We start from the raw sequence: 22,718 nt of genomic DNA on the forward strand, positions 1-22,718 counted from the left end.
ACTACAAAATACCTTCATCTGCAAAGCTAAAGTACGCTTTTTCGGTTACTATTAAATGATCTAGTAATTTAATATCTAAAGTTAATGAAGCTTCTTTAATTTTCTTTGTTAATTCAATATCAGAAGAACTCGGGTTTAATTTTCCCGAAGGATGGTTATGACAAATTAAAATTCCTACAGAAGACAATTCTAACGCTCTTTTAAACAACAACCTAACATCTACCAAAGCACCAGTCATTCCTCCCTTACTTAATTGTTGCTTAGTTATAACTTTATTAGCGTTATTTAAATGAAGCACCCAAAATTCTTCATGAGATAAATCTCCTAAAACTGGTTGAATAATTTTAAAAGCATCTTTAGAACCAGAAATTTTTGGTAATATTTCTCTTTCTTCAAACTGCCTTCTTTTACCAAACTCTAAAGCGGTAACAATACTAATAGCTTTTGCCTCTCCTATTCCTTTAAATTTCATTAACTCTTCAATCGATAATTTTGAGAGCTTATTCAAATTATTATCAACAGATTGTAATATTCTTTTCGCCAATGCTACTGCGCTTTCTTCTCTATTACCAGAGCCTATTAAAATAGCAATCAATTCTGCATCAGAAAGTACATTCTTTCCTTTTAAAATTAATTTCTCTCTAGGTCTATCATCTAAAGCCCATGATTTTATAGATAGCTTGTTCATTAACCAAAAGTATTTACTTATAAATATAATTCATTTTTTGCACAACACAAACAAGCACAGTATCTTTGCGTTCTATTCCCATTTTTAAAGTATTATGAAAATAATCATCGCCGGAGCTGGAGATGTTGGATTTCACTTAGCAAAACTCCTTTCATACGAATCGCAAGACACGTATATTATTGACTTTGATGGCAACAAATTAAATTACATTAACAATCATTTAGATGTAATTACCAAAAAAGGAGATGCTACTTCAATAAAATTATTAAAAGAAATAGGTATTGATAATGCTGATTTATTATTAGCTGTTACCGAAAATCAAAACACAAACTTTACAATCTCTGTAGTTGGAAAAGCTTTAGGTGTTAAAAAAACTATTGCACGAATTAGCAACCCTGAGTTTCTTAAAAACGATGATATCGATTTTAAAAACTACGGTGTTGACTTTATGATTTCTCCAGAAGAATTAGCTGCCGAAGAAATTAAATTGTTATTAAATCAATCTTCTTTTAATGATACAGTAGCTTTTGAAAACGGACTTTTTAACGTTATGGGAACTTCTTTAGGTTATAAATCACCGATATTAGATTTAACCGTAAAAGAAGCTAAAGAAAAATTTTCAACGGTAGATTTTATTACCATAGCTATTAAACGAGAAGGTGTTTCTCAAACTATAATTCCAAGAGGAGATACCGTATATAAACTTAAAGATCAGGTTTATTTTTCTGTTCCAAATTATAGTATTGAAAAATTGTATCCTATTATTGGAAAAGAACAAGTAGACATTAAAAATGTAATGGTTTTAGGCGGAAGTAGTATTGGACAAAAAACTGCCAGAAACCTTTGCAAAGACAACTTTAATGTAAAACTAATTGAACGCAACAAAGAAAAAGCGCTAACTATTGCTGAAGATTTAAGACACACTTTGGTAATTAATGGTGATGGTAGAGATATAGAACTTCTTGAAGAGGAAAATATAAGAGAAATGGATGCTTTTGTCGCAGTTACAGGAGATTCTGAAACAAATATCATGTCTTGTTTAGTAGCAAAATCTAAAGGAATTAAAAAAACTGTTGCTTTAGTTGAAAATATGGATTACATCAATATTTCTCAAACTATTGGTATTGATACTCTTATTAACAAAAAACTTATAGCTGCTAGTAATATCTTCCGTCATATTAGAAAAGGAGAAATTTTAGCTTTAGCAAATCTTCATAATATCGATGCAGAAGTATTTGAATTTGAAGTTCAGCCAAATGCTAAAGTTACCGAAAAGCCAATTAAAGAATTACGCTTCCCTAGAGAAGCTGTATTTGGAGGTGTAATTAGAGATGAAAAAGCACATATGTCTTTCGGAGATTTTCAATTACAAAGTGGTGATAAAGCTATTGTTTTTTGTTTACCAGAAGCTATTTCAATTGTAGAAGATTTATTTAACTAATGCAAAATCTTAATTACAAACTTATTTATCGTTTTTTAGGTATAACTGCAACCCTTAACGGATTGTTCATGTGGTTAGCTGTTCCATTTAGTATTTATTATGACGAAAAAGCTCGTTGGGGTATTTTAAATGCTGGAATAATAACGGTTACTCTCGGATTAATTCTTTACTTTTTCAATAAACCTACAAACAAAAATATTCAAAAAAAAGAAGGATATTTAATTGTAACTGCTGGTTGGTTAATACTTACCATTACAGGAATGTTACCTTATCTTTTTACTGGAAGTATACCTAATATTACTAATGCGTTTTTTGAAACAATTTCAGGATATTCTACCACAGGTTCATCTATCTTAACTGATATTGAATCTATGCCAAAAGGAATTTTATTTTGGCGATCTGCAACGCATTGGATAGGTGGTATGGGAATTATTGTTCTTACTATTGCTATTCTTCCTTTATTAGGAATTGGGGGAATGCAGTTATTTATGGCTGAAGCTCCTGGTCCTTCTGCCGATAAGTTACATCCTCGAATTACTGATACTGCTAAAAGATTATACTTAATATATATTGCTTTAACTTTAGTTGAATTTTTATTATTGAAAATTGCTGGAATGACTTGGTTTGATGCACTTAATCATGCCATGGCTACAGTAAGCACAGGAGGATTTTCAACAAAAAATGCTAGTGTTGCGTATTGGAATAATATGCCATTAGTACAATATATAATTATCGCTTTCATGTTTATTGCAGGTACTAACTTTGTACTTACTTATTTTGCTTTAAAAGGAAAAGTGAGAAAAGTAATTCAAAGTGAAGAGTTTAAATATTACTCTATTGGTATTCTATCAATTTCTTTAATTGTAGCTATTTTTATATTGTTTTTTCAAGACCCAACTTTAAAAACAAGTATTGACCATCCTTTTGTTTACGGAAAAACTGAAAGTGCTATTCGTCATGCATTATTTTCAGTAATTTCTGTAGTTACTACAACTGGTTTTGTTACTGCTGATTTTACTATGTGGAGTTATTTTATTACTACTTTATTTTTTTCACTCTTTTTCTTAGGAGGATCAGCAGGTTCTACTTCGGGTGGGGTAAAAATTGTAAGACATATTGTGATGTTAAAAAATAGTTTTTTAGAGTTTAAAAAATCACTACATCCTAACGCTATAATTCCTGTACGTTACGACGGTAAAGCTATCGGACAAAATATTGTCTTCAATATTTTATCTTTCTTTATACTATACATGCTTATTTTTATCATTGGCTCTGTTATCTTAGCCTTTTTAGGCTTAGACTTTTTATCGGCTGTAGGAGCTTGTGCTTCTTCTTTAGGTAATATAGGTCCTGCTATAGGAACAGTTAGTCCTGTGGATAACTTTTCACATTTATCCGTAGGAGCAAAATGGTTTTGTTCTTTCTTAATGCTTATTGGTCGTTTAGAGTTATTTACTGTTTTAATTCTATTCACACCTTTCTTTTGGAGAAAAAACTAAACACTTAACCTACTAGTAACAAAATACATAAAATTATTTTTCATACATTTAAGGATACTAAATTCCTTATTTATGAAACAAAAATATTTTTGGTTATTTTGCTTTTTAAGTTTCTATTTAAATACTTTGGGGCAAGATGCGTTAATAACTACAATAGTAGATGGCACATTAAATTCTTCAATAGATTGTTCTAGCCCTTCTAATGGTTCAGACCCAAGGTTTGTGGAAATTTATGTAAGCGGTACAATAGATTTTAGCGGATATGATTTAGATGTAGAGACTAATGGCCCCAACTCTAGTGCAGGAGATTGGGTGTCTAAAGACATTTCAAGCTTAGGTTCAATTTCTAATCAGTTTGTTTATTTGGTACTAACTGCTGACCTCCCAACATTTGATGCTGTTTTTCCTGGAAAAACTAGAATTGGCATCGCTTTAGGTACGATAAATGGTAACGACTCTTTTAGAATTGAAGATGGGAGCGGTAATATTTTAGATATTTTTGGTAATCCAAGTGAAATTACTAGCTCTTCCACATATACAGGGTGGAATTATCAAGATAGTTACGCTAAAAGGAAAAATGGTTCAACCCCAAATAATGGAGTTTTTCTTGAAAGCGATTTTACTTACCCTGGCGAAGATGCTTTAGTAGGTACTGATTGTACTAGTTTTGCTAATACTGTAAACTTAGGGTCATATATTGCTTGGACTGGTAACACAGATACTAATTGGTCCACAAATACTAATTGGTCTACAAATGCAGTTCCTCTAACAACAGATAAAATTGTAATACCAAATGGACTAACAAATTACCCTATAGTTTTATCTCCAATTACTGTTGATAGTATTACCATGGAAGCTGGTTCTTCTCTAGTTGCTAATGCAACTATTACAGGTAACGTAACCTATAACAGAACTTTAACTTTTGTTTCTGGAAATACAAATGGTTGGCATTTAGTTTCATCACCCGTTTCAAACCAAACATTTAACAACTCATATGCAACTACTAATAACTTAGCAACAAGCGGTACAAAAAGAGGACTTGGAATTTATAATACAAATAGCAATTCATGGACTTATTTAGAAGATAATGATAGTAACTCTGGTACTTTTAATTCTGGTACTGGATATTCTATGAAAAGAGCGTCTACTGGTACTGTTTCCTTTACGGGAACAATTAACACAGGAGATATAAATGGAGTTAGTGTTTCTTCTGCTGGAAATGGATTTAACTTATTAGGAAATCCATACACTTCCTATATGAGTAGTCAAACTTTTTTAAATGCAAACACAAATACTACTGGAGAAATTTGGACTTGGTCACACGGTAGCGGATATACATCTAGAACAGCAAGTGAAAATTTTATAATTGCTCCAGGTCAAGGTTTTTTTGTAGATGTTAATAGTGGAACAACAGTTAATTTTGCAGAATCAAATCAAAGTTCTGGAACAGATAATTTTCAAAGATCTAACAAAACAGAAGTTAAACTTATAATTTCTGATGGTACTAAAGAAAGATTATCTAAATTATATTATTTGAATGACAATAATGTTACTAAAAGTTTTGATTGGGGATATGAAGGTAAATTATTTGGCGGAGTATCTCATTCTTTAGCTATATATTCTCATTTAGTTAATAATGATCAAGGAACAAAATATCAAGTTCAATCATTACCTATAGATGATATGGAAACTACAGTTGTTCCTCTTGGAATAAAAGCTGAAGCAGGTAAAGAAATTGAAATTTCAGCTGTTGCACAAAATCTTCCTACTGGAGTTAAAGTAATTTTAGAAGATAGAACAAATAATACTTTTACAGATTTGTCTGACTCAAATTTTAAAATAACATTAAGTGAAAATTTAGATGGTATTGGTCAATTTTATTTACATACTACTTCTCAAAAATTAAGTACCGATAATAATACAATTCAAAATGTTAGTATTTATAAATCAGGGACGAATACTATTACAATTGCAGGATTAAATGCTCAAAAAATTTCTTTAAATGTATATTCTATTCTTGGTAAAAAAGTAATAGAAAAGAACTTTTCTTCTAACGGAGTGTCTAGAATTTCAATTCCTTCTTTAGCAACTGGAGTTTATATTTTTGAAATATCCTCAGAAATAGGAAAAGTGAATAAGAAGATTATTTTAGAATAATTAATACCTTACAATTATGAAAGAACAAAATAACGATAAAAATATATCAAGAAAAGACGCTTTAAAGAAAATTGGTAACTATAGTAAATATGCAGCTTTAACAGCTTTAGGAACTTATATGATTTTAAATCCGCAAAAAGCACAGGCTTCTAGCCCTCCTCCTAATCCTGGAGATGATTTTTAATAAAAAACTATATTCAATTAATAAAAACTCAGATTAATCTGAGTTTTTTTATTTATCAAAACAAAAAACACTCATTACTAAAATGCGCACACTTATCACTTAAAATACTTCGTTCAATCCTTTTTGAAGAAAATCTCAGTAATCGAACAATATTTTTGTATTAGAAATTATATAGAATATAAAAATTACTAACTACAAACCAAATGATTATGAAATCTCTCAAAAAAATTATCGGATTATTATTTATTTGTTCAATATCAATTACAAAAACCTACGCTCAACAAGAAGGTTTTCTCGGTGAAGTTAAAATGTTTGCTGGAAATTTCGCACCCAGAGGATGGGCTTTTTGTGAAGGGCAAATTTTACCTATTTCTCAAAATTCTGCTTTATTCTCTATATTAGGAACTATATACGGCGGTGATGGTCGGACTACCTTTAGATTACCGGATTTTCGTGGTAGAGTGGCTATGAGTGCTGGTAGACATCCTGGATCAAATTACGATTATAGACAAGGACAAACAGGAGGTGCCGAATCAAGAGTTCTTACATTGAATCAAATGCCACAACATAATCATACTGCTACATTTAGTCAAACTTCAGGAAACGTAATAATACCCGCTGTAAGTAGTGAAGGTAACTCTGACATACCAACTAATAATGTTTTAGCTATCCCTAATATCGGAGGTGCTAATCAAATATATAGTACTGCCACTAATGATACTCAATTAAAAAACGGTACTGCGACAATACAAGGTAATGTTACGGTAGGAAACAATGGAAATAATCAAGCCTTTGATAGCAGACAACCTTATACAATAATTCGCTACATAATTTGTATACAAGGACTCTTTCCTTCTAGAAGCTAGTTAATTATTTTTTAACAACATGTCATGATTATGAAAAAAAACTACATAATACTTCTTTTCAAATTTATATTTATCTATTCATTTGGATTTACATCAATTAAAGCACAGACAAATTTAAGTGATGGAGATATTGTTTTTACTAGAATTGATATAAGTAGCGATCAATTCTCTTTTGTGTTTTTAACTAAAGTTGAAGCTGGAACTGAATTTTTTATTACTGATGAAAAATGGAAAAACACTAACTTTGGAAATAATGAGAGCACTTTAAAAGTTTCTGTTAATTCAACTATTAATGCTGGAGAAGAGTGTCATATTAACCCCAATACATCTCCTATCGATATCAGTTTTACTTCAGGAGCAACATCATTAATTACTCTACAAAGTGTAGGAACATATTTACCTTATCCAAATAGAAACATGTTAGGTAGTGCAGGTGATCAACTTTTTATTTATCAAAATAGTAGTGGAATTAAGGTTATTTCAGGAATTAATGCCAATGAAGGTAATATAGGTAGCTCAGATAATGCTTGGAATACTTCTATTACTTCAATTTCAAACTCCCCATTGCCTACAGGTAAAAGTAATGCTAATAATGGTTTTTTAGGATTATTTCAAAATGGGATAAACCCAAAAGTATACAATGCTCGTTATAAAGAATCCGCCTTGCATACAGGAGATAAAGGTACTATTTTAACTAGTATTATGAATTATCAAAATTGGGATTTCAGTAATACAGTATCTTTTACTCCTTCAACTAGCCCCTTTAACGTAATTCCTAACAAATATACTTGGACAGGAACTAACAATAACAATTGGAATACTGCTGCTAACTGGGATACTAATTCTATTCCTATTTCAAGTTCTGATGTTACCATACCTAATGGTTTAACAAACTACCCAACTATTTCTTCAGCAGTAGCAGTTAATTCAATTAGTATAGCTTCAGGAGCGTCATTAATTGCGAATGCTTCTGTTACTGGTACTACTACTTACACAAGAAACTTACCAACAACAAATTGGTATTTAGTATCTGCTCCAGTTTCTGGCGAAACACAACAAGATATAATTGCTAATCATACTTTTGCTTCAGGTTCTGGTAGTAATATTGGTATTGGTGCTTACACAAATAACGGCACTACTCCATGGGTATATGCTACAGCAGCAACCACTGGACCTTTAGTATCTGGTGTTGGAGTTTCTATGAAATTAGCTGCAGCTGGAGATGTATCCATTACTGGATCTGTAAATACTTCTAACGTAAGTTTTCCTGTATCTACTGGTACACGAAACAATTTTAATTTAATAGGTAACCCTTTTACATCTTATGTTAGTTCTAGTGATTTTGCTACTGCTAATACTGGTTTACTTAGCGAAGAAACTGTTTGGTTATGGAATGGTTCTCAATATGTAACGTATAATAATATGACTCCTATCCAAATAGCTCCTGCTCAAGGTTTCTTCGTAGAAGCAAGTGGTTCGGGGAATGTAACATTTTCAACAGCTAATCAAAGTCATCAAGGTACTGATACTTTTCATAGAGGAGCTACTATTCCTTCTTTGGAATTATTTATACAAAACAATTCTGACAATAAACAATCTACCAAAGTATTTTATGTTGATGGAAAGACTAAAGGTTTTGATAACGGATACGACTCTAAAATGTTTAATGGAGCAACACAAAATTTTACTGTTTTTACTCATTTAATTAGTAATAACGATGGAAGAAATTTAGCTATTCAAACATTACCTAATTCAGATCTTGAAACTATGGTAATTCCTGTTGGTGTTATTGCTGAAGCTAATAAAGAAATAACATTTTCTATAAACTCACAAAATTTACCTTCTGGTATTAAAGTGTATTTAGAAGATCGAATAAATAATAAATTTATCGACCTTTCAGAAAATACATATTTAATTACTTTAGCTAATAATAGTAACGGCACAGGTCAATTTTATATTCATACTACTTCACAAAAATTAAGTACCGGAGATTTTAGAAATAATCTTGATAATGTTAGTATTTATAAATCTGCATCTAAAGAAATTACAATTAGTGGATTACAAACCAATGCAAACATTACAGTGTATTCTATATTAGGAAAAGAGTTAATTAAGACTCAAATTGTGTCTAATGGATCTAGTCAAATCAACTTACCTTATTTAGCTCCTGGAGTTTACATTGTAAGACTAAGTTCTGACTTAGGAAATATGACTAAGAAAATCATTTTAGAATAACCTAATCCTCCATTATCATGAAAGACACAAAACAACATAAAGAAGAAATTACTCGTAAAGAAGCACTTAAAAAGATTGGAAGTTATGGAAAATACGCTGCTTTAACTGCTTTAGGTACTTATATGATTTTAAATCCGCAAAAGGCACAAGCTCAAAGCCCTGAAGATCCTGGTGAAGGGTTTTAAAAATAAAATTAACTAGTATTAAAACCTCGATACATTCGAGGTTTTGTTATTTTTACATATCATGATTATAAAAAACTTAGAAGATAAATCTATAGTCTGGTTTAACGATACTAATGAATATTTGGTCGTAGAACCTATAGTAGCCGAAATACTTTCTTTGACAGAAAAAAATAAAACTAAAGAAGAGATAAATAACGCAATCTCAAAAAAAATAAATATTCCTAAATCTGAGCTTAATAATTTAATAGAAGATGTAACACTTTTAACCCAAACTACAGTTGCTAAAAAAAATGATGAAATTATTCCTATTGAAAAACCAATAAAGTTTTTAAAAACTATTTTTTACAAAATAAATAATATTATTTTTAAAGTTGATTTTTCATCAGAATATGAACTTTCATTAGTTCACCCAAAATTCGCACATCTTCAAATTGAATCAACTGATAAAATCAATCATTATTTTAAAGTATATAGCGATACAAATTTCATCAGTTTTATAGTTGACAATGTAAATATAGGAGTATGGAAGCTTAATGAAGCTCATTATTTTCAAGGAAAATTTTCTATGAAAATCGTTGAGCTAATGCATCAAAAATCTGAAAACAACTGGTTAGGAGTTTTTCATGCATCTGCCATAAGCAATGGTAAAGATGCAATGTTATTTCTTGGTGACTCTGGGAATGGCAAAAGCACTTCTCTTGCTTTACTTCAAGCAAATAACTTTACATATTTAGCAGATGATTTCGTTCCTGTAGCTGCAAAAAATCAAGAAGTTTATAGTTTTCCTTCCGCTATTTCTATCAAAAAAAATAGTCTAGAAACATTACTTCCTATTTATCCTGAACTCAAAACATCTGCAGAATACCATTTTAAACGACTCAATAAAATCGTTAGGTATTTACCTCCAAAAAATTCTGACTACACTAAACATCTTCCTTGTAAAAACTTAGTCTTTATTAAGTATAAAAAAAATAGTAGCCTTCAATGTAATCGTATTTCAAACATTAATGCTTTTGAACAATTAGTTCCTGATTCTTGGTTATCTCCACTTAAAGAAAATGCTGAAATATTTTTAAATTGGTTTACAAATTTAAACTGTTATCAATTAACATATTCTGATAATAACAAGATGGTTGCAATCGTATCTAAAATCTTTAATAATGAATTATAAAGATACTCTCTTTTTTATCGGAAAATGTTTAACCATAACTCATGAAGAACATAATTGTGTTTTAGTTGAAAAAGAGCTTAAAAAAGGAAATATTGATTGGGATTCTGTAGTAAAAGTAAGTACTTCTCATTATGTTTTTCCAGCTTTGTATTGTAATTTAAAACATGCTGATTTTTTACATTATTTACCTAATGACTTAGTCGAATATATGAAGCATATTACCGACTTAAACAGAGAAAGAAACCAACAAATTATTGAGCAAGCTAAAGAAATAAATGAACTATTATTAAGTCACAACATAACACCTATTTTCTTAAAAGGAACAGGAAATTTATTATGTGGATTATATAAAGATATTGCTGAACGTATGGTTGGAGACATTGATTTTTTGGCAGATAAAAATGAAGCTCAAATTTGTTATGATGTTATAAAAACTTCAGGATATACTAAAAAAATTTCAGATTTATTTGATGACCATAGACATTTACCTAGAATTACACACCCAAACAAAATTGCTGCAATTGAGATACATAAAGAAATTTTAAGAGAGGAAAAATCTATTTTTTTTAATTATCAATCTGTAGAAAATTCTTTAATTAAAGTAAATAACTACACCCTTTTGTCTTATAAAGATCAAATTAAACTAACAGTGTATTCTAAATTAATCAATGATTATCAGTTTATAAAAAAAGGAATAAATTTAAGAGCTGCTTATGATTTTTATCTACAGGGTAATCGATTAGAAAAAAAGGAAATATTTACAGATAAAGAATTGTCAAAAGAACTGAATGCTGGAATAAGTTTATATTCAACAATTTTAGAAAAACCTAAAAAAATAGAGTTCACTACAACTAAGCTGTCTGAGAAATTTATTCATGAAGCAATAAAAAATCTTAATATAAATTACAAAACCCAGTTGTTTAAAAAGCTTACCAACTCATATATTTTCTTTTATCAAAGAATTAAAATCTTACTCAGAGCTTTTTACAAAAAAGATTATCTCCTCTTTATTACTTCAAGAATAACAAATATAAATTGGTACAAAAGAAAACTAGGAATCTAAACCAAACTCTTAACCTCATTAAAATCTAAACCTCCATAATTACCAGAGCTCATTAATAGCACTGCTTTATTTTCTAAGTCCTGATTAAATAAGAATTCCTTAAACTCTTGTGGATTCGTATAAATAATCAAATCATCACGTTCAAAAGCTTGCGCTATTTGTTGTTCAGTTACCTCATCTAGTTGCTTAATTTTTACAGCATGCGGTGAATAAAATACAACAGCTTTATCAGCATCATCTAAAGCTCCTTTATACTCTGCCAAAAACTCAGCATTTAAACTAGAATAGGTATGTAATTCTAAACATGCTAAAACTTCTCTTTCAGAATATTGATTTTTAACTGCAGTAGTGGTCGCATTAACTTTACTTGGACTATGAGCAAAATCTTTAAAAATTACAGTTGAATTGTTTTCTGCAATTTTCTCTAAACGTTTACTTGCTCCTTTAAAACTAACAATTGCTTCATAAAACTCATCTTCTTCAATTCCCATATGCTGGCAAATCCATTTTGCTCCAGCTAGATTCTGTAAATTATGCTCTCCAAAAATTTCTAAAGGTAAATCTCCTTCTTCCGTTTCAATAAAAGTAGTTCCGTTATCAATAAAATACTTTGGAGTTATGTATGGATATTTTTTAATCGGATGAGAACTCTCCTCCACTACTCTCTTTACTTCTTCATCTTCTTCATTATACACCATAATTCCACCATTAGTAAGTGAGTCTGTAAAGATTGAAAACTGTTCTACATAATTTTCAAAAGTTGGGAATACATTAATATGGTCCCAAGCAATTCCACTTAATAAAGCAATATTCGGTTTATATAAATGAAACTTTGGTCTCCTATCAATTGGTGAACTTAAATATTCATCTCCTTCTAAAACTATGAATTCATTTTCTTCAGTGAGCTTTACCATGGTTTCAAAACCGTCTAACTGAGCACCAACCATATAATCTACTTCTCTATCATGATAATTCAGCACATGTAAAATCATAGAGGTAATCGTAGTTTTTCCATGAGAACCACCAATAACCACACGAGTTTTGTCTTTAGATTGCTCGTATAAAAATTCTGGATACGAATAGATCTTCAATCCTAACTCCTGTGCTTTTAATAATTCAGGATTGTCTTTTTTAGCATGCATCCCTAAGATAATGGCATCTAAATCAGAGGTTATCTTTCTAGGAAACCAACCAAACTCCTCAGGTAAAAGATTATATTTTGCTAACCTGCTTTTGGATGGGTCGTGAATCGTATCATCGCTTCCTGTAATTTGGTATCCTTTTTGGTATAATGCAATCGCTAGGTTATGCATTGCACTTCCTCCGATAGCTATAAAATGAATTTTCATGCTTTAGTAATCTATAACGAAAGTCAAAAATACAAAACCAAGCTATAATTTAAGTATCTTTAAATCGAAACTCATTGAAAAGTTCAGTTTACTCACTCAAAAGCTCTATTAACAAATTAATAGTTGTGTTACAACACAAATTTTGGGTGATTTGAATATCTAAATGAATCTAGTTATGAAAAAATTCACATCGATAGTATTAATGATTTTATTTTCAACTTTACTAAACGCTCAAGAAAACTATAAAAGTTTGTGGGAAGAAGTCCATAAATTTGAAATAGACAACTTACCTAAATCTGCATTAAAAATTGTGGATAAAATTTATGATAAAGCTGAAAAAACACAAAATTCACCTCAACTCATAAAGTGTCTTTTATACAAAAGTAAGTTTGCATTGATTTTAGAAGAAAATGCACAGTTACAAATCATTAATCAGTTTAAAGAACATATTTCTACAAGTGAATTTCCTACGAAAAATGTTTTAGAAAACATCTTAGCTAATTTATATTGGCAATATTTTCAGCAACATCGATGGCAATTTTATAACAGAACCCAAACTAAAGAAAAAGTAGACAAAAACGATTTTAGAACTTGGGATTTAAATACGTTATTTTCTGAAATTCATCATTATTTTGAAGCATCTTTAAAAAACGAAAACAAATTACAGCAAGTTGATGTTTATAAGTTTGGAGAAATTTTACACGCTGTAAAAGACTCAAAAAAATATCGTCCAACACTATACGATTTCTTAGCTCATAATGCACTTGATTTTTATAAAACATCAGAAAGCAACATTACAAAACCGGCGTATCAATTTAAGATAAACAACCCTGCTTTTTTAAGTGATTTATATTCTTTTTCTAAATTGAAATTAGAAACAAAAGATATTGAATCTCTTCAATTTAATGCTTTACAAGTCTTTCAAAAGTTAATTCTATTTCATTCAAACAAAAAAAACTATCTAGCCTTAGCTAATGTCGATTTTGAACGATTAAATTTCGTAAAACAGCATGCTACTTTTCTTGATAAAAACAAAGTTTATTTAGCAACCTTAAAAACATCAGCAAACAACTTCAAAGACAACGAAATTTCAGGGTTATATAATTACGAAATTGCACAATTGTATCATCAACAAGCTAACTCGTATTTATCAAATAAAAATGCTGATTTCCGTTTTAAAAATAAAGATGCTTTAGCTATTTGTAAACAAGTTATTCAGCTGTTCCCCAAAAGTATTGGCGCAAAAAAATGTAAAGTTTTACAGAATAAAATTACTCACAAAACACTGTCAATTCTTTCGGAAAAGTTTGTTCCAATCAACACAAATTCTAGACTTCTAATTACCTACAACAACGTAAATCATTTATACTTTACATCTTATAAAATTAGTAAAGAACAGTTAATAGAGTTCAATAAAATATATGAAGATAAAGAACGAATTAAGTTCATAAATTCTCTTGAAAAAGTAGTTTCGTGGAACAATAAACTTCGAAACGAATTTGATTATTTAACACATACTACCGAAATAGTAGTTCCTAAACATAATCAAGGAAGTTATCTTATTGTTGCTAATCAAGAAAATGATTTACAAGACAATCAACTTTTTGCAACAGCCAATATTCAAGTAACAAATTTAGCTTTGGTTGAAAATAATAATAACGGTATTATTACTTATCAAGTTGTTGATAGGAACAATGGAGCTCCTATTAAAAACGCTACATTATTACTGCAAAACAAAAAACGTAGACACGGTAAGCAAATCAACAAAAAATTGACCACCAATAACCAAGGTTTTGCTTACTACAAAAGTTCTAATAACTACAATAATGTTTATGTTACAGTTTCAACCAAAAATGATAAAGCTGTTTTTGGAAACTTCTACATTAATAAATATTATAAACAAGCCAAAGAAGACAACAATGAATACATAAGAATTAAACCATTTATTTTTACTGATAGAAGTATTTACAGACCTGGACAAACTGTTTACTTTAAAACGATTTGTATTCAAAAAAACAATGATACTTCTAAACCTTTCACTAATGAATTTATTGAAGTTTCACTAAACAATGTTAACGGTGAAGAAGTTAGTAAACTACAGCTAAAACTAAATGAATTTGGTTCTGCATCTGGTGAGTTTAAATTACCAAATAACGGATTAACTGGTGAGTACAGTTTTTCAATTGATGAAAGTGATGAAAAAGAAAGTGAGTTTTATGACAATGCAGATTTCGATTTTGATCAATTCGACTATGTTTCACGTATTTCTGTAGAAGAATACAAGCGCCCAAAATTTGAAACCAAATTCAAACCAATTACTGAAACGTTTACCATAAATGATAGCATTACAGTAAATGGTTTTGCCAAAGCTTTTTCTGGTACTTCAATTATTGATGCTAAAGTAGTGTATCGTGTACACCGTAAAGTTCAATATCCTAGTTGGTGGTATTGGCGTCGACCTCATTTTTCTTCTGAAGCGCAAGAAATTACTCATGGAGAAAGCACCACAGATGCTTCTGGTAATTTCAAAGTTAAGTTTAAAGCTATTCCTGATGAAAGTGTAAACAAGAACGACTTACCGATTTTTTCTTATGAAGTTACCGCTGATGTTACCGATATAAATGGTGAAACAAGAAGTACTTCAGTAATAGTAAAAGTTGGTTATCATGCAATGGTAGCTAATATTCAAATGCCTTCTAAATTAAATAAAGAAGAAAAAAATCAAGCTATAGAAATTACCACGAAAAATTTAAATGATGAAAATGTACCTGCAAAAGGAACATTACAAATTTTCAAATTACAAGCACCCAATAATCCGTTAAGAAAAAGACCTTGGAGTACTCCAGATTATCAAGACATTTCTGAAGCTCAATTCAGAAAATTATTTCCTCACGATGCCTACACTAAAGAAGAGACAGATGAAAATTCATGGAAAAAAGGAAAATTAGTTTTCGAAACTACTTTTAATACTGAAGATTCTAAGAAAGTTATATTAAAAAACATTAAAAAATGGATTTCAGGTAAATACATTGCTATTGTATATGTTACCGATAGATTCAATCAAAAAGTAACCGATAAAAAGAAATTTACGGTTAGTAATACTACTGAAAAATCAGTAGCTGACAATACCTTTTTCGTCTACAATGTTAATAAACTAAATTATGCTCCTGGAGAAAAAGTTTGTTTACAAGTAGGATCAGCCTCCAAAGACGTTACTGTAGTTGTACAAGTTGAAAAAGAACAAGAAATTGTTTCAACTAAGCTAATTAAACTTAGTGATAACATTAAAAATATTGAAATTCCTGTTACAAAAAAGGACATTGGCGGATTCGCTATAAAATACTATTTCGTAAACTATAATAGCTTTACTAATGGTAGTATTCCAATCTTTGTTAGCCTTCCTCAAGAACAAATTAGCATTACAACTAGTACTTTTAGAGACAAGCTTCAACCTGATTCTGAACAAACTTGGAGTTTTACTATTAAAAATGACAAAAACAATAAAGTTGCGGCAGAAGTTTTAGCAAGTATGTACGATGCTTCTCTAGATCAATTTAAACAACATCAATGGCAGTTTAACCCTATAACTACGCCTAGTTATTATTCCTACGGAAACAATGCAAATGCATATCAAAGTTTTGGTCAAGAAAACTTCAGAATTTTCAATAGAAACTATCCTAGAGGTTATTATCATCATCAAAATTATGATCGTTTAAATTGGTTCGGATTTAGTTTTAACAATCAGCAATGGGTTCAAAGACAGTTTACTCGTGATCTAAAAGCAAAAGAAGATAATACTCGTAAAGAATATGATAGGATTATCTCTGGTGTTGTTGAAGACGAAGGAGGTCCGCTACCAGGAGTAACAGTACTAATTAAAGGAACTCAATTTGGTACAGAAACCGATTTTGACGGGAACTATAGTATCAAAGTGAAAGATGGTGATATTCTTGTATTTAGTTTTGTAGGAATGGATACTGTTGAAAAACACATTACTGACGCTTCTAAAATAATGTTAGAAGGAAATAACTTTCTAGAAGCCGTAGTTGTAACTGAATTAGGAGTTAAAAGAAAATCCGCTCCTCCAGCTTATAGCAATTTAATGGGAAAGGTTGCTGGAGTTGAAGTTATGGAAGAAAGCGAACAAGCAGATGCTTCTTCTATAAGAATTAGAGGAAAAGCTTCTTTAAATTCATCTGAAATTCCTTTATATATTGTAGATGGTAAAATTGTACCTTCTTTTGATGTAAATGCCAATACTATTATTTCTTCAACTGTATTAAAAGCCAATGAAGCTATCGCTTTATACGGAGAAAAAGGAAAAAATGGTGCAGTAGTTATTATTACCAAAGATGGTCAAAATGAATTAACACAAGTTAAAGCACGTAAAAACTTTCAAGAAACAGCTTTCTTTTATCCGCATTTAACAACCGATAAAAAAGGAAATATAACATTTAGTTTTACAACTCCAGAGGCTTTAACTCGTTGGAAGTTGCAATTACTCGCACATACTAAAGAGTTAAACGTTGCCACTAAAACGTTAACTGCCATAACTCAAAAAGAGTTAATGGTTATTCCTAATGCTCCAAGGTTTTTAAGAGAAGGTGATAAAATTACGTTAAGTACTAAAATTGCAAACCTTTCGAATAACAACTTACAAGGTTTAACACAATTAATTTTAACTGATGCTTTTACTGGAAAGCCTTTAGACTTATTAGTAAATAGTGAGCAAACTCAATCCTTTTCAGTTAATAAAGACGGAAATACTAATATTTCTTGGAATCTTTCTATTCCAGAAAGTCTACAAGCTGTGCAATACAAAATAATTGCAAAAGCTGGTGATTTTTCTGATGGTGAACAAAACGTACTACCAGTACTATCAAACAGAATGTTAATTACCGAAACCTTACCATTATGGGTAAACTCAAATCAAACTAAAACATTCAGTTTAGAGAAGCTTAAAAATCAAAACTCAAATACGCTTAGTCATCATAAACTAACCTTAGAGATTACTTCTAATCCTGCTTGGTACGCTATTCAGGCTTTACCTTATTTGATGGAATATCCTTATGAATGTTCAGAACAAACCTTTGCTCGTTATTATGCAAATACATTGGCAACTCATATCACGAATTCTAATCCTAAGATTCAGAAAGTATTTAACCAATGGAAATCAAGTGATGCCTTACTATCTAATCTAGAAAAGAATGAAGAATTAAAATCATTAATTATTCAAGAAACTCCTTGGTTACGTGACGCTCAATCTGAAACTGAACAGAAGAAACGCATTGGGTTGTTGTTTGATTTAAATAAAATGAAAAACGAACAGCAGAAATCACTTAAAAAACTAAGTGATATGCAATTGAGTTCTGGAGGCTTTCCTTGGTTTAAAGGAAGTGATTATCCAAATATTTATATTACGAACTATATAGCTTCTGGTTTTGGTCATTTGAAAAAACTTGGTGTTACTAAGTTTGACAATAAAACTCAAGACGTACTTACAAAAGCTATTCAGTTTTTAGATACTGAAATTACACATCAATATGAAAAGCTTTTAGAGCAAGCTGAAATCATCAAGCAAAAAAACGGAGCAAAAAAAGCTAAGGAATATTTAGACAAGAAACATATTGGTTATTTCCAACTTCAGTATTTATATATGAGAAGTTTTTATAAAGAATATTCTCATAAAAGAAAAGTTACAGAAACTGTCAACTATTATACAAAACAAGCTACAAAGTATTGGAATGATTTCAACCTACAAGCAAAAGGACAAATCGCGCTAATTCAATTTAGAAATGGAGATACTAAAAACTCAACTAAAGTTTTAGCTTCTTTAAGAGAAAACAGCATTACTTCAGAAGAGTTAGGTATGTATTGGAAAGCTAACAAACCTAGTTGGCGATGGTCTGAATCTCCAATTGAAACACAAGCTTTATTAATTGAAGCTTTTTCAGAAATTGAAAATGACGCAAAAACTATAGATAACTTAAAAGTTTGGTTATTAAAAAATAAGCAAGTAAATAGATGGAATACTACTAAAGCAACTTCTGAAGCTGTATATGCTTTACTATTACAAGGAAGCGATTGGATTTCTGTTAATGAAAGTGTTGATGTTACTTTAGGTACTATTAAAATAGAACCTAACAAAATGCCTTCTGTAAAAACCGAAGCAGGTACAGGGTATTTTAAAACTTCGTGGAATGCTACCGAAATAACTTCTAAAATGAGTGATGTTACTATTTCTAAAAAAGGAAAAGGAATTGCTTGGGGCGGATTATATTGGCAATATTTTGAAGATTTAGATAAAATAACCTCAGCAAAAACCTCTCTTAAATTAGAGAAAAAATTATTTAAAAAAGTAAATTCTGATACTGGTAAAAAGCTAATTGAAATAACTGAAAATACTTCTTTAGAAATTGGTGATTTAATTACTACTCGAATTGTTTTACGAAGCGATAGAGATATGGAATTTATTCATATGAAAGATATGCGTGCTAGCGGTGTAGAACCTGTTAATGTTTTATCTCGATACAAATGGCAAGACGGATTAGGTTATTACGAAAACACTAAAGATGCTGCAACAAACTTCTTTTTTGACCGTTTACCTAAAGGAGTTTATGTTTTTGAATACGATGTAAGAGTTAATAATGCTGGTAATTTCAGCAATGGAATTACAACAATTCAAAGTATGTATGCTCCTGAGTTTAGTAGTCACTCTAAAGGAGAAAAAATAAATGTAAAATAGAATTGTATATTTGCCGCCAAACAAAAAACAAAAAATGAAAAAAGTATTTTTAACTATCGGTTTATTTTTAGCTGTATTTTTAACTGCCAATGCTCAAGAAATTTCAGAAAACGCAATTGGAATTCGCTTTGGAGATAACAATGGTTTTGGTGGAGAAATTTCTTATCAAAGAAAATTAAGTGATAATAACCGATTAGAAGTTGACTTAGGTCTTAGAAAAGGTAGTGCTTTTAAAGCAACAGGTTTATACCAATGGGTTTGGCAATTAGAAAACCAATTTAACTGGTATGCAGGTGTTGGTGGAGGAATCGCTTCTGGAAGTGGTAGTACTGCTTTATTTGGTGCTGGAGTAATTGGTATTGAATACAACTTTGACATTCCTTTAATGATTTCTTTAGATTTCAGACCAGAAATTGGATTCAATGATTTTTATGATGGTTTTCAATCTGACTTTGGTTTAGGTGTTAGATATCAATTTTAATATCAACTCATAAAAAATAAAAACCTCTAAATTAATTTTTAGAGGTTTTCTTTTTACTTGATTTTGCTAGCGGGTTGTACTCTAAAGCTAGGTTTAACCAATGATGTAAATCTTCATCTAAATCTGTTGCTTCTTCAGTTAGAAACACAAAACCTTTCATAGGCCTTCCTGTAAAATTCATTTCTTTACAGCCTTTTCTAGTCAGAGATACTTGATAAATATCTGGATTAATTCGTGCCATTATTTCATCTCTGTTTACTCCCACACACATCTTATCATCAACCATAAAACACAAGCCACCAAACATTTTCTTTTCAAAAAAGTTAACGTTTTTCTCTTTTAAAAACTGAGAAACTCTATCAGCTAAAAACTCGTTATATGGCATACGTTATTTTTTCTTTGGCGGATATCCTTCCATAATTTTTGTTAGAACTTCATTAAAAAACAAATCTCTTTCTTGTGGAGAAGTTCTTTCTTTTAACTTTTTATCTACAATACCTTGCCAAAAAAGTTGGTTATTATCTGCTTCAACAAAATCTACTGTCAGCTGCATTTTAACTTCTTTATTCCCTACTGGGATTCCTCCAGAAATACCAAAACCAACATTACCACCACCGCCAATTCCTACACCTATTCTAGGTCTGTCATCTACTTTAATTTGCTTTGATAAATAGTTTACATAAAAACTTGGTTTTTCAGTATTCCTTGTAATTTCTTGAAGTTTTAACTTACTTGTAATAACTCTTTCTATTCTTTTTTTATCTAATTCACTTAGTCCTTCTCCTGCATCTTCAAAATAATCAAACGTTGTGTACTTAGAAAAGTTTGTTTTAGAATCATAATCATAAACTACTTTAGGTGTAGAGCAACCTATACATAGAATTAGTAAAGCAAATACTATTTTTTTCATATTTAAAAATCGTTTAACTGATTAGCTCAATAATTGTTCCTAAAGTTAAAAAAACAAAAAAAGCCTTACAAAATTGTAAGGCTTTTAAATTGGGTTAGTTAATCTATAGATTATTGTACTGCTTTTAAAGCATCAATATTTCCATATCCGTATTCAGAATTTTTATTAGGATAAAACTCTGCTGATTGTCTCATTTTTTGAAGTACTTGATCACGTGTCCAAGTTGGATGCTTTGCCCATACTAAAGCTGCAATACCTGCTGTTGTTGCAGTAGCAACAGAAGAACCTCCAACGTAATTTGCTGCATTGTTATAATAACTTAATACTGGAATTTTGTTATCTGTACCGTTGGTACGTTGCATTTGAACTGTAAAATCGATCTTAGAACCAGAGTGACATACATCACATTTAGAATATTGACCTTCTTTAACACCAGTTACAGCTACAGTTTCATTCATACTAGCTGGAAAAATTACTCCATACCAAGTAGTAAAAGAAGTAGATGTTCCTCCTGCTGCTAAAACCATTTTCCCTCTACTGTGAGCATACTTAACTGCATCAGATACATTACCAATACTAAACGGGTATCCTAAAGACATTGAAATAATTTTAACATCACTTCTATTTCCTAAAGCAGTTAATGCTTCTGATACTCCTCTTTTTTCATGGTAATCATCAATTACTACATTTTCTACCGCTCTATAACTCACCAAATTTGCATTATAAGCAACACCAACAGGTAAATTATCATTATTTCTTGGTGCAGTAGCTACTGCTGCCATTTTTGTTCCGTGACCACATTTGTCATCTACACCATCATAATTATTTGACCAAGCCCACCATGAATCAACAAATGTTCCATATTTCTGTACTGTTCTGCCAGAAGAATATCCATCATTAAAATATTGATTCATCCATTTTTGTTGTGGAGATAAACCTGTATCTACAATTGCGACTGTTACACCAGCTCCAGTACTATGATTCCATGCTTGAGGAATGTTATGCGCATCAAAAGACCAAGGTACTCTAGCTCCTGGAGCCACAGTTCTATAGTCATTTGAATTTAAGTTGGCAGTTCCGTATCCACATCCTGAACCAGATGAAGAGTCAGATCTTCCTTGAGTATTTTCTTCCTGAGTAAATAAACTATAACCTGTTGGTTCTATATAACGAACTCTAGAGTCATTTAATAAAGCTTTTATAGTACCTAAACTTGTTACTTTAATATCGAAAACATTAATATTTTCATATTCAAAAAGTTCATCACTATCTCCTTTAGCAGCAACCTTTTCATTCGTTCTAATATAATTGATTAATTCATTTTTAATTGAATTAGAACTGTTTGATCTTGCAAATTCTGACTTATTAGTACCATAACCTACTGTTAAAATACCATTACTTAATTTTAATGCACTAAAAATTGTATTTGCATCTGTATTACTCCAAGAGAAGTCTCCGTTGTCTTGTAATGACGTTTCTATTTTTTGATTAATTTCTTTTCTCGATAGTAATTCCTGCTGTTGTTCTGCTTGTTCAATATTTTCATCTTTAGAACACGAAAACAACATTAACGCTATTGATGCGCTTAAAATTAGTTTTTTCATTTTTTGAAGGATTTAGATTAAAACTTTGCGAATATAGTATTTTTTTTATTAATTTTTTAACACAACCATAAACTAACAAACAATACACTAATAAGTTATCAATTCAAAAAACAAAAAAAAGAGGAGTTTTAAAACTCCTC

General features: G+C 30.3%; 16 protein-coding genes and 1 pseudogene. 12 read left to right on the top strand and 5 right to left on the bottom strand.

Going from position 1 to position 22,718, the window contains the following annotated elements:
* Position 1 precedes the first annotated feature (1 nt).
* Positions 2-688 carry a RadC family protein gene (radC, locus tag WH52_RS07045; protein ID WP_086030224.1) on the bottom strand — a complete coding sequence of 229 codons (687 nt, stop codon included), beginning with the start codon at positions 686-688 and terminating at the stop codon, positions 2-4.
* A gap of 94 nt (positions 689-782) precedes the next feature.
* Here radC and trkA point away from each other — a divergent pair, with 94 nt between their 5' ends.
* The 10 genes and pseudogenes from trkA to WH52_RS07080 all read left to right on the top strand — a co-directional run bounded on the left by trkA (position 783) and on the right by WH52_RS07080 (position 11,489).
* A complete protein-coding gene (gene trkA / locus WH52_RS07050) occupies positions 783-2,129 on the top strand; it encodes a Trk system potassium transporter TrkA (RefSeq protein ID WP_086030225.1) in 1,347 nt (448 codons plus the stop codon).
* On the top strand, positions 2,129-3,628 hold the full coding sequence (locus tag WH52_RS07055) for a TrkH family potassium uptake protein (protein WP_086030226.1): 1,500 nt from the start codon (positions 2,129-2,131) through the stop codon (positions 3,626-3,628). The genes trkA and WH52_RS07055 overlap by 1 nt, the downstream gene beginning before the upstream one ends.
* Positions 3,629-3,700: 72 nt before the next feature.
* Complete coding sequence (locus tag WH52_RS07060; RefSeq protein WP_086030227.1) at positions 3,701-5,785, top strand: T9SS type A sorting domain-containing protein; 2,085 nt, start codon at positions 3,701-3,703, stop codon at positions 5,783-5,785.
* 16 nt (positions 5,786-5,801) lie between these two features.
* Positions 5,802-5,969, top strand: a complete 168-nt coding sequence (locus tag WH52_RS14965; protein WP_198938396.1) for a hypothetical protein — start codon at positions 5,802-5,804, stop codon at positions 5,967-5,969.
* Positions 5,970-6,277: 308 nt separating this feature from the next.
* Positions 6,278-6,421, top strand: a pseudogene (locus WH52_RS15030) (phage tail protein); the annotation flags it as partial.
* A gap of 15 nt (positions 6,422-6,436) precedes the next feature.
* Positions 6,437-6,835 carry a phage tail protein gene (locus WH52_RS07065; RefSeq protein ID WP_233131532.1) on the top strand — a complete coding sequence of 133 codons (399 nt, stop codon included), beginning with the start codon at positions 6,437-6,439 and terminating at the stop codon, positions 6,833-6,835.
* Between the two features lie 30 nt (positions 6,836-6,865).
* Entirely contained in the window at positions 6,866-9,070 is a 2,205-nt protein-coding gene (locus tag WH52_RS07070; RefSeq protein WP_158091357.1) for a T9SS type A sorting domain-containing protein, read from the top strand.
* A gap of 17 nt (positions 9,071-9,087) precedes the next feature.
* Positions 9,088-9,255, top strand: a complete 168-nt coding sequence (locus WH52_RS14970) for a hypothetical protein (RefSeq protein ID WP_198938397.1) — start codon at positions 9,088-9,090, stop codon at positions 9,253-9,255.
* A 61-nt stretch (positions 9,256-9,316) separates the two neighbouring features.
* Positions 9,317-10,426, top strand: a complete 1,110-nt coding sequence (locus WH52_RS07075) for a phosphoenolpyruvate carboxykinase (ATP) (protein WP_086030229.1) — start codon at positions 9,317-9,319, stop codon at positions 10,424-10,426.
* Positions 10,416-11,489, top strand: coding sequence for a nucleotidyltransferase family protein (locus WH52_RS07080; protein ID WP_086030230.1), 1,074 nt, complete (start codon positions 10,416-10,418; stop codon positions 11,487-11,489). The genes WH52_RS07075 and WH52_RS07080 overlap by 11 nt, the downstream gene beginning before the upstream one ends.
* Here the strand turns inward: WH52_RS07080 and WH52_RS07085 are convergent.
* A complete protein-coding gene (locus WH52_RS07085; RefSeq protein ID WP_086030231.1) occupies positions 11,486-12,838 on the bottom strand; it encodes a UDP-N-acetylmuramate--L-alanine ligase in 1,353 nt (450 codons plus the stop codon). The two genes, WH52_RS07080 and WH52_RS07085, sit on opposite strands and share 4 nt — an antisense overlap.
* 175 nt (positions 12,839-13,013) lie before the next feature.
* Here WH52_RS07085 and WH52_RS07090 point away from each other — a divergent pair, with 175 nt between their 5' ends.
* Together WH52_RS07090 and WH52_RS07095 are read left to right on the top strand one after the other, a co-directional pair.
* Complete coding sequence (locus WH52_RS07090) at positions 13,014-19,583, top strand: alpha-2-macroglobulin family protein (RefSeq protein WP_086030232.1); 6,570 nt, start codon at positions 13,014-13,016, stop codon at positions 19,581-19,583.
* Positions 19,584-19,617: 34 nt separating this feature from the next.
* On the top strand, positions 19,618-20,064 hold the full coding sequence (locus tag WH52_RS07095; RefSeq protein ID WP_086030233.1) for a hypothetical protein: 447 nt from the start codon (positions 19,618-19,620) through the stop codon (positions 20,062-20,064).
* A 31-nt stretch (positions 20,065-20,095) separates the two neighbouring features.
* Here the strand turns inward: WH52_RS07095 and WH52_RS07100 are convergent, their stop codons facing one another.
* The 3 genes from WH52_RS07100 to WH52_RS07110 all read right to left on the bottom strand — a co-directional run bounded on the left by WH52_RS07100 (position 20,096) and on the right by WH52_RS07110 (position 22,578).
* The gene (locus WH52_RS07100) at positions 20,096-20,449 is read right to left on the bottom strand and encodes a TfoX/Sxy family protein (RefSeq protein WP_086030234.1); all 354 of its coding nucleotides are present in this window, start codon (positions 20,447-20,449) and stop codon (positions 20,096-20,098) included.
* A 3-nt stretch (positions 20,450-20,452) separates the two neighbouring features.
* Complete coding sequence (locus tag WH52_RS07105) at positions 20,453-20,974, bottom strand: DUF4136 domain-containing protein (protein WP_086030235.1); 522 nt, start codon at positions 20,972-20,974, stop codon at positions 20,453-20,455.
* Between the two features lie 110 nt (positions 20,975-21,084).
* A complete protein-coding gene (locus tag WH52_RS07110; protein WP_086030236.1) occupies positions 21,085-22,578 on the bottom strand; it encodes a S8 family peptidase in 1,494 nt (497 codons plus the stop codon).
* Between the last annotated feature and the right edge of the window lie 140 nt (positions 22,579-22,718).

The organism is Tenacibaculum holothuriorum (assembly GCF_002120225.1).
Lineage (GTDB): Bacteria > Bacteroidota > Bacteroidia > Flavobacteriales > Flavobacteriaceae > Polaribacter > Polaribacter holothuriorum.

Excerpts from the sequence above, each read along its gene's own strand:
- radC (WP_086030224.1), bottom strand. The coding sequence starts at position 688 with ATGAACAAGCTATCTATAAAATCATGGGCTTTAGATGATAGACCTAGA.
- WH52_RS07105 (WP_086030235.1), bottom strand. The coding sequence starts at position 20,974 with ATGAAAAAAATAGTATTTGCTTTACTAATTCTATGTATAGGTTGCTCT.
- WH52_RS14965 (WP_198938396.1), top strand. The coding sequence starts at position 5,802 with ATGAAAGAACAAAATAACGATAAAAATATATCAAGAAAAGACGCTTTA.
- WH52_RS07085 (WP_086030231.1), bottom strand. The coding sequence starts at position 12,838 with ATGAAAATTCATTTTATAGCTATCGGAGGAAGTGCAATGCATAACCTA.
- WH52_RS14970 (WP_198938397.1), top strand. The coding sequence starts at position 9,088 with ATGAAAGACACAAAACAACATAAAGAAGAAATTACTCGTAAAGAAGCA.
- WH52_RS07090 (WP_086030232.1), top strand. The coding sequence starts at position 13,014 with ATGAAAAAATTCACATCGATAGTATTAATGATTTTATTTTCAACTTTA.
- WH52_RS07070 (WP_158091357.1), top strand. The coding sequence starts at position 6,866 with ATGAAAAAAAACTACATAATACTTCTTTTCAAATTTATATTTATCTAT.
- trkA (WP_086030225.1), top strand. The coding sequence starts at position 783 with ATGAAAATAATCATCGCCGGAGCTGGAGATGTTGGATTTCACTTAGCA.
- WH52_RS07060 (WP_086030227.1), top strand. The coding sequence starts at position 3,701 with ATGAAACAAAAATATTTTTGGTTATTTTGCTTTTTAAGTTTCTATTTA.
- WH52_RS07075 (WP_086030229.1), top strand. The coding sequence starts at position 9,317 with ATGATTATAAAAAACTTAGAAGATAAATCTATAGTCTGGTTTAACGAT.
- WH52_RS07065 (WP_233131532.1), top strand. The coding sequence starts at position 6,437 with ATGAGTGCTGGTAGACATCCTGGATCAAATTACGATTATAGACAAGGA.
- WH52_RS07095 (WP_086030233.1), top strand. The coding sequence starts at position 19,618 with ATGAAAAAAGTATTTTTAACTATCGGTTTATTTTTAGCTGTATTTTTA.
- WH52_RS07100 (WP_086030234.1), bottom strand. The coding sequence starts at position 20,449 with ATGCCATATAACGAGTTTTTAGCTGATAGAGTTTCTCAGTTTTTAAAA.
- WH52_RS07055 (WP_086030226.1), top strand. The coding sequence starts at position 2,129 with ATGCAAAATCTTAATTACAAACTTATTTATCGTTTTTTAGGTATAACT.
- WH52_RS07110 (WP_086030236.1), bottom strand. The coding sequence starts at position 22,578 with ATGAAAAAACTAATTTTAAGCGCATCAATAGCGTTAATGTTGTTTTCG.
- WH52_RS07080 (WP_086030230.1), top strand. The coding sequence starts at position 10,416 with ATGAATTATAAAGATACTCTCTTTTTTATCGGAAAATGTTTAACCATA.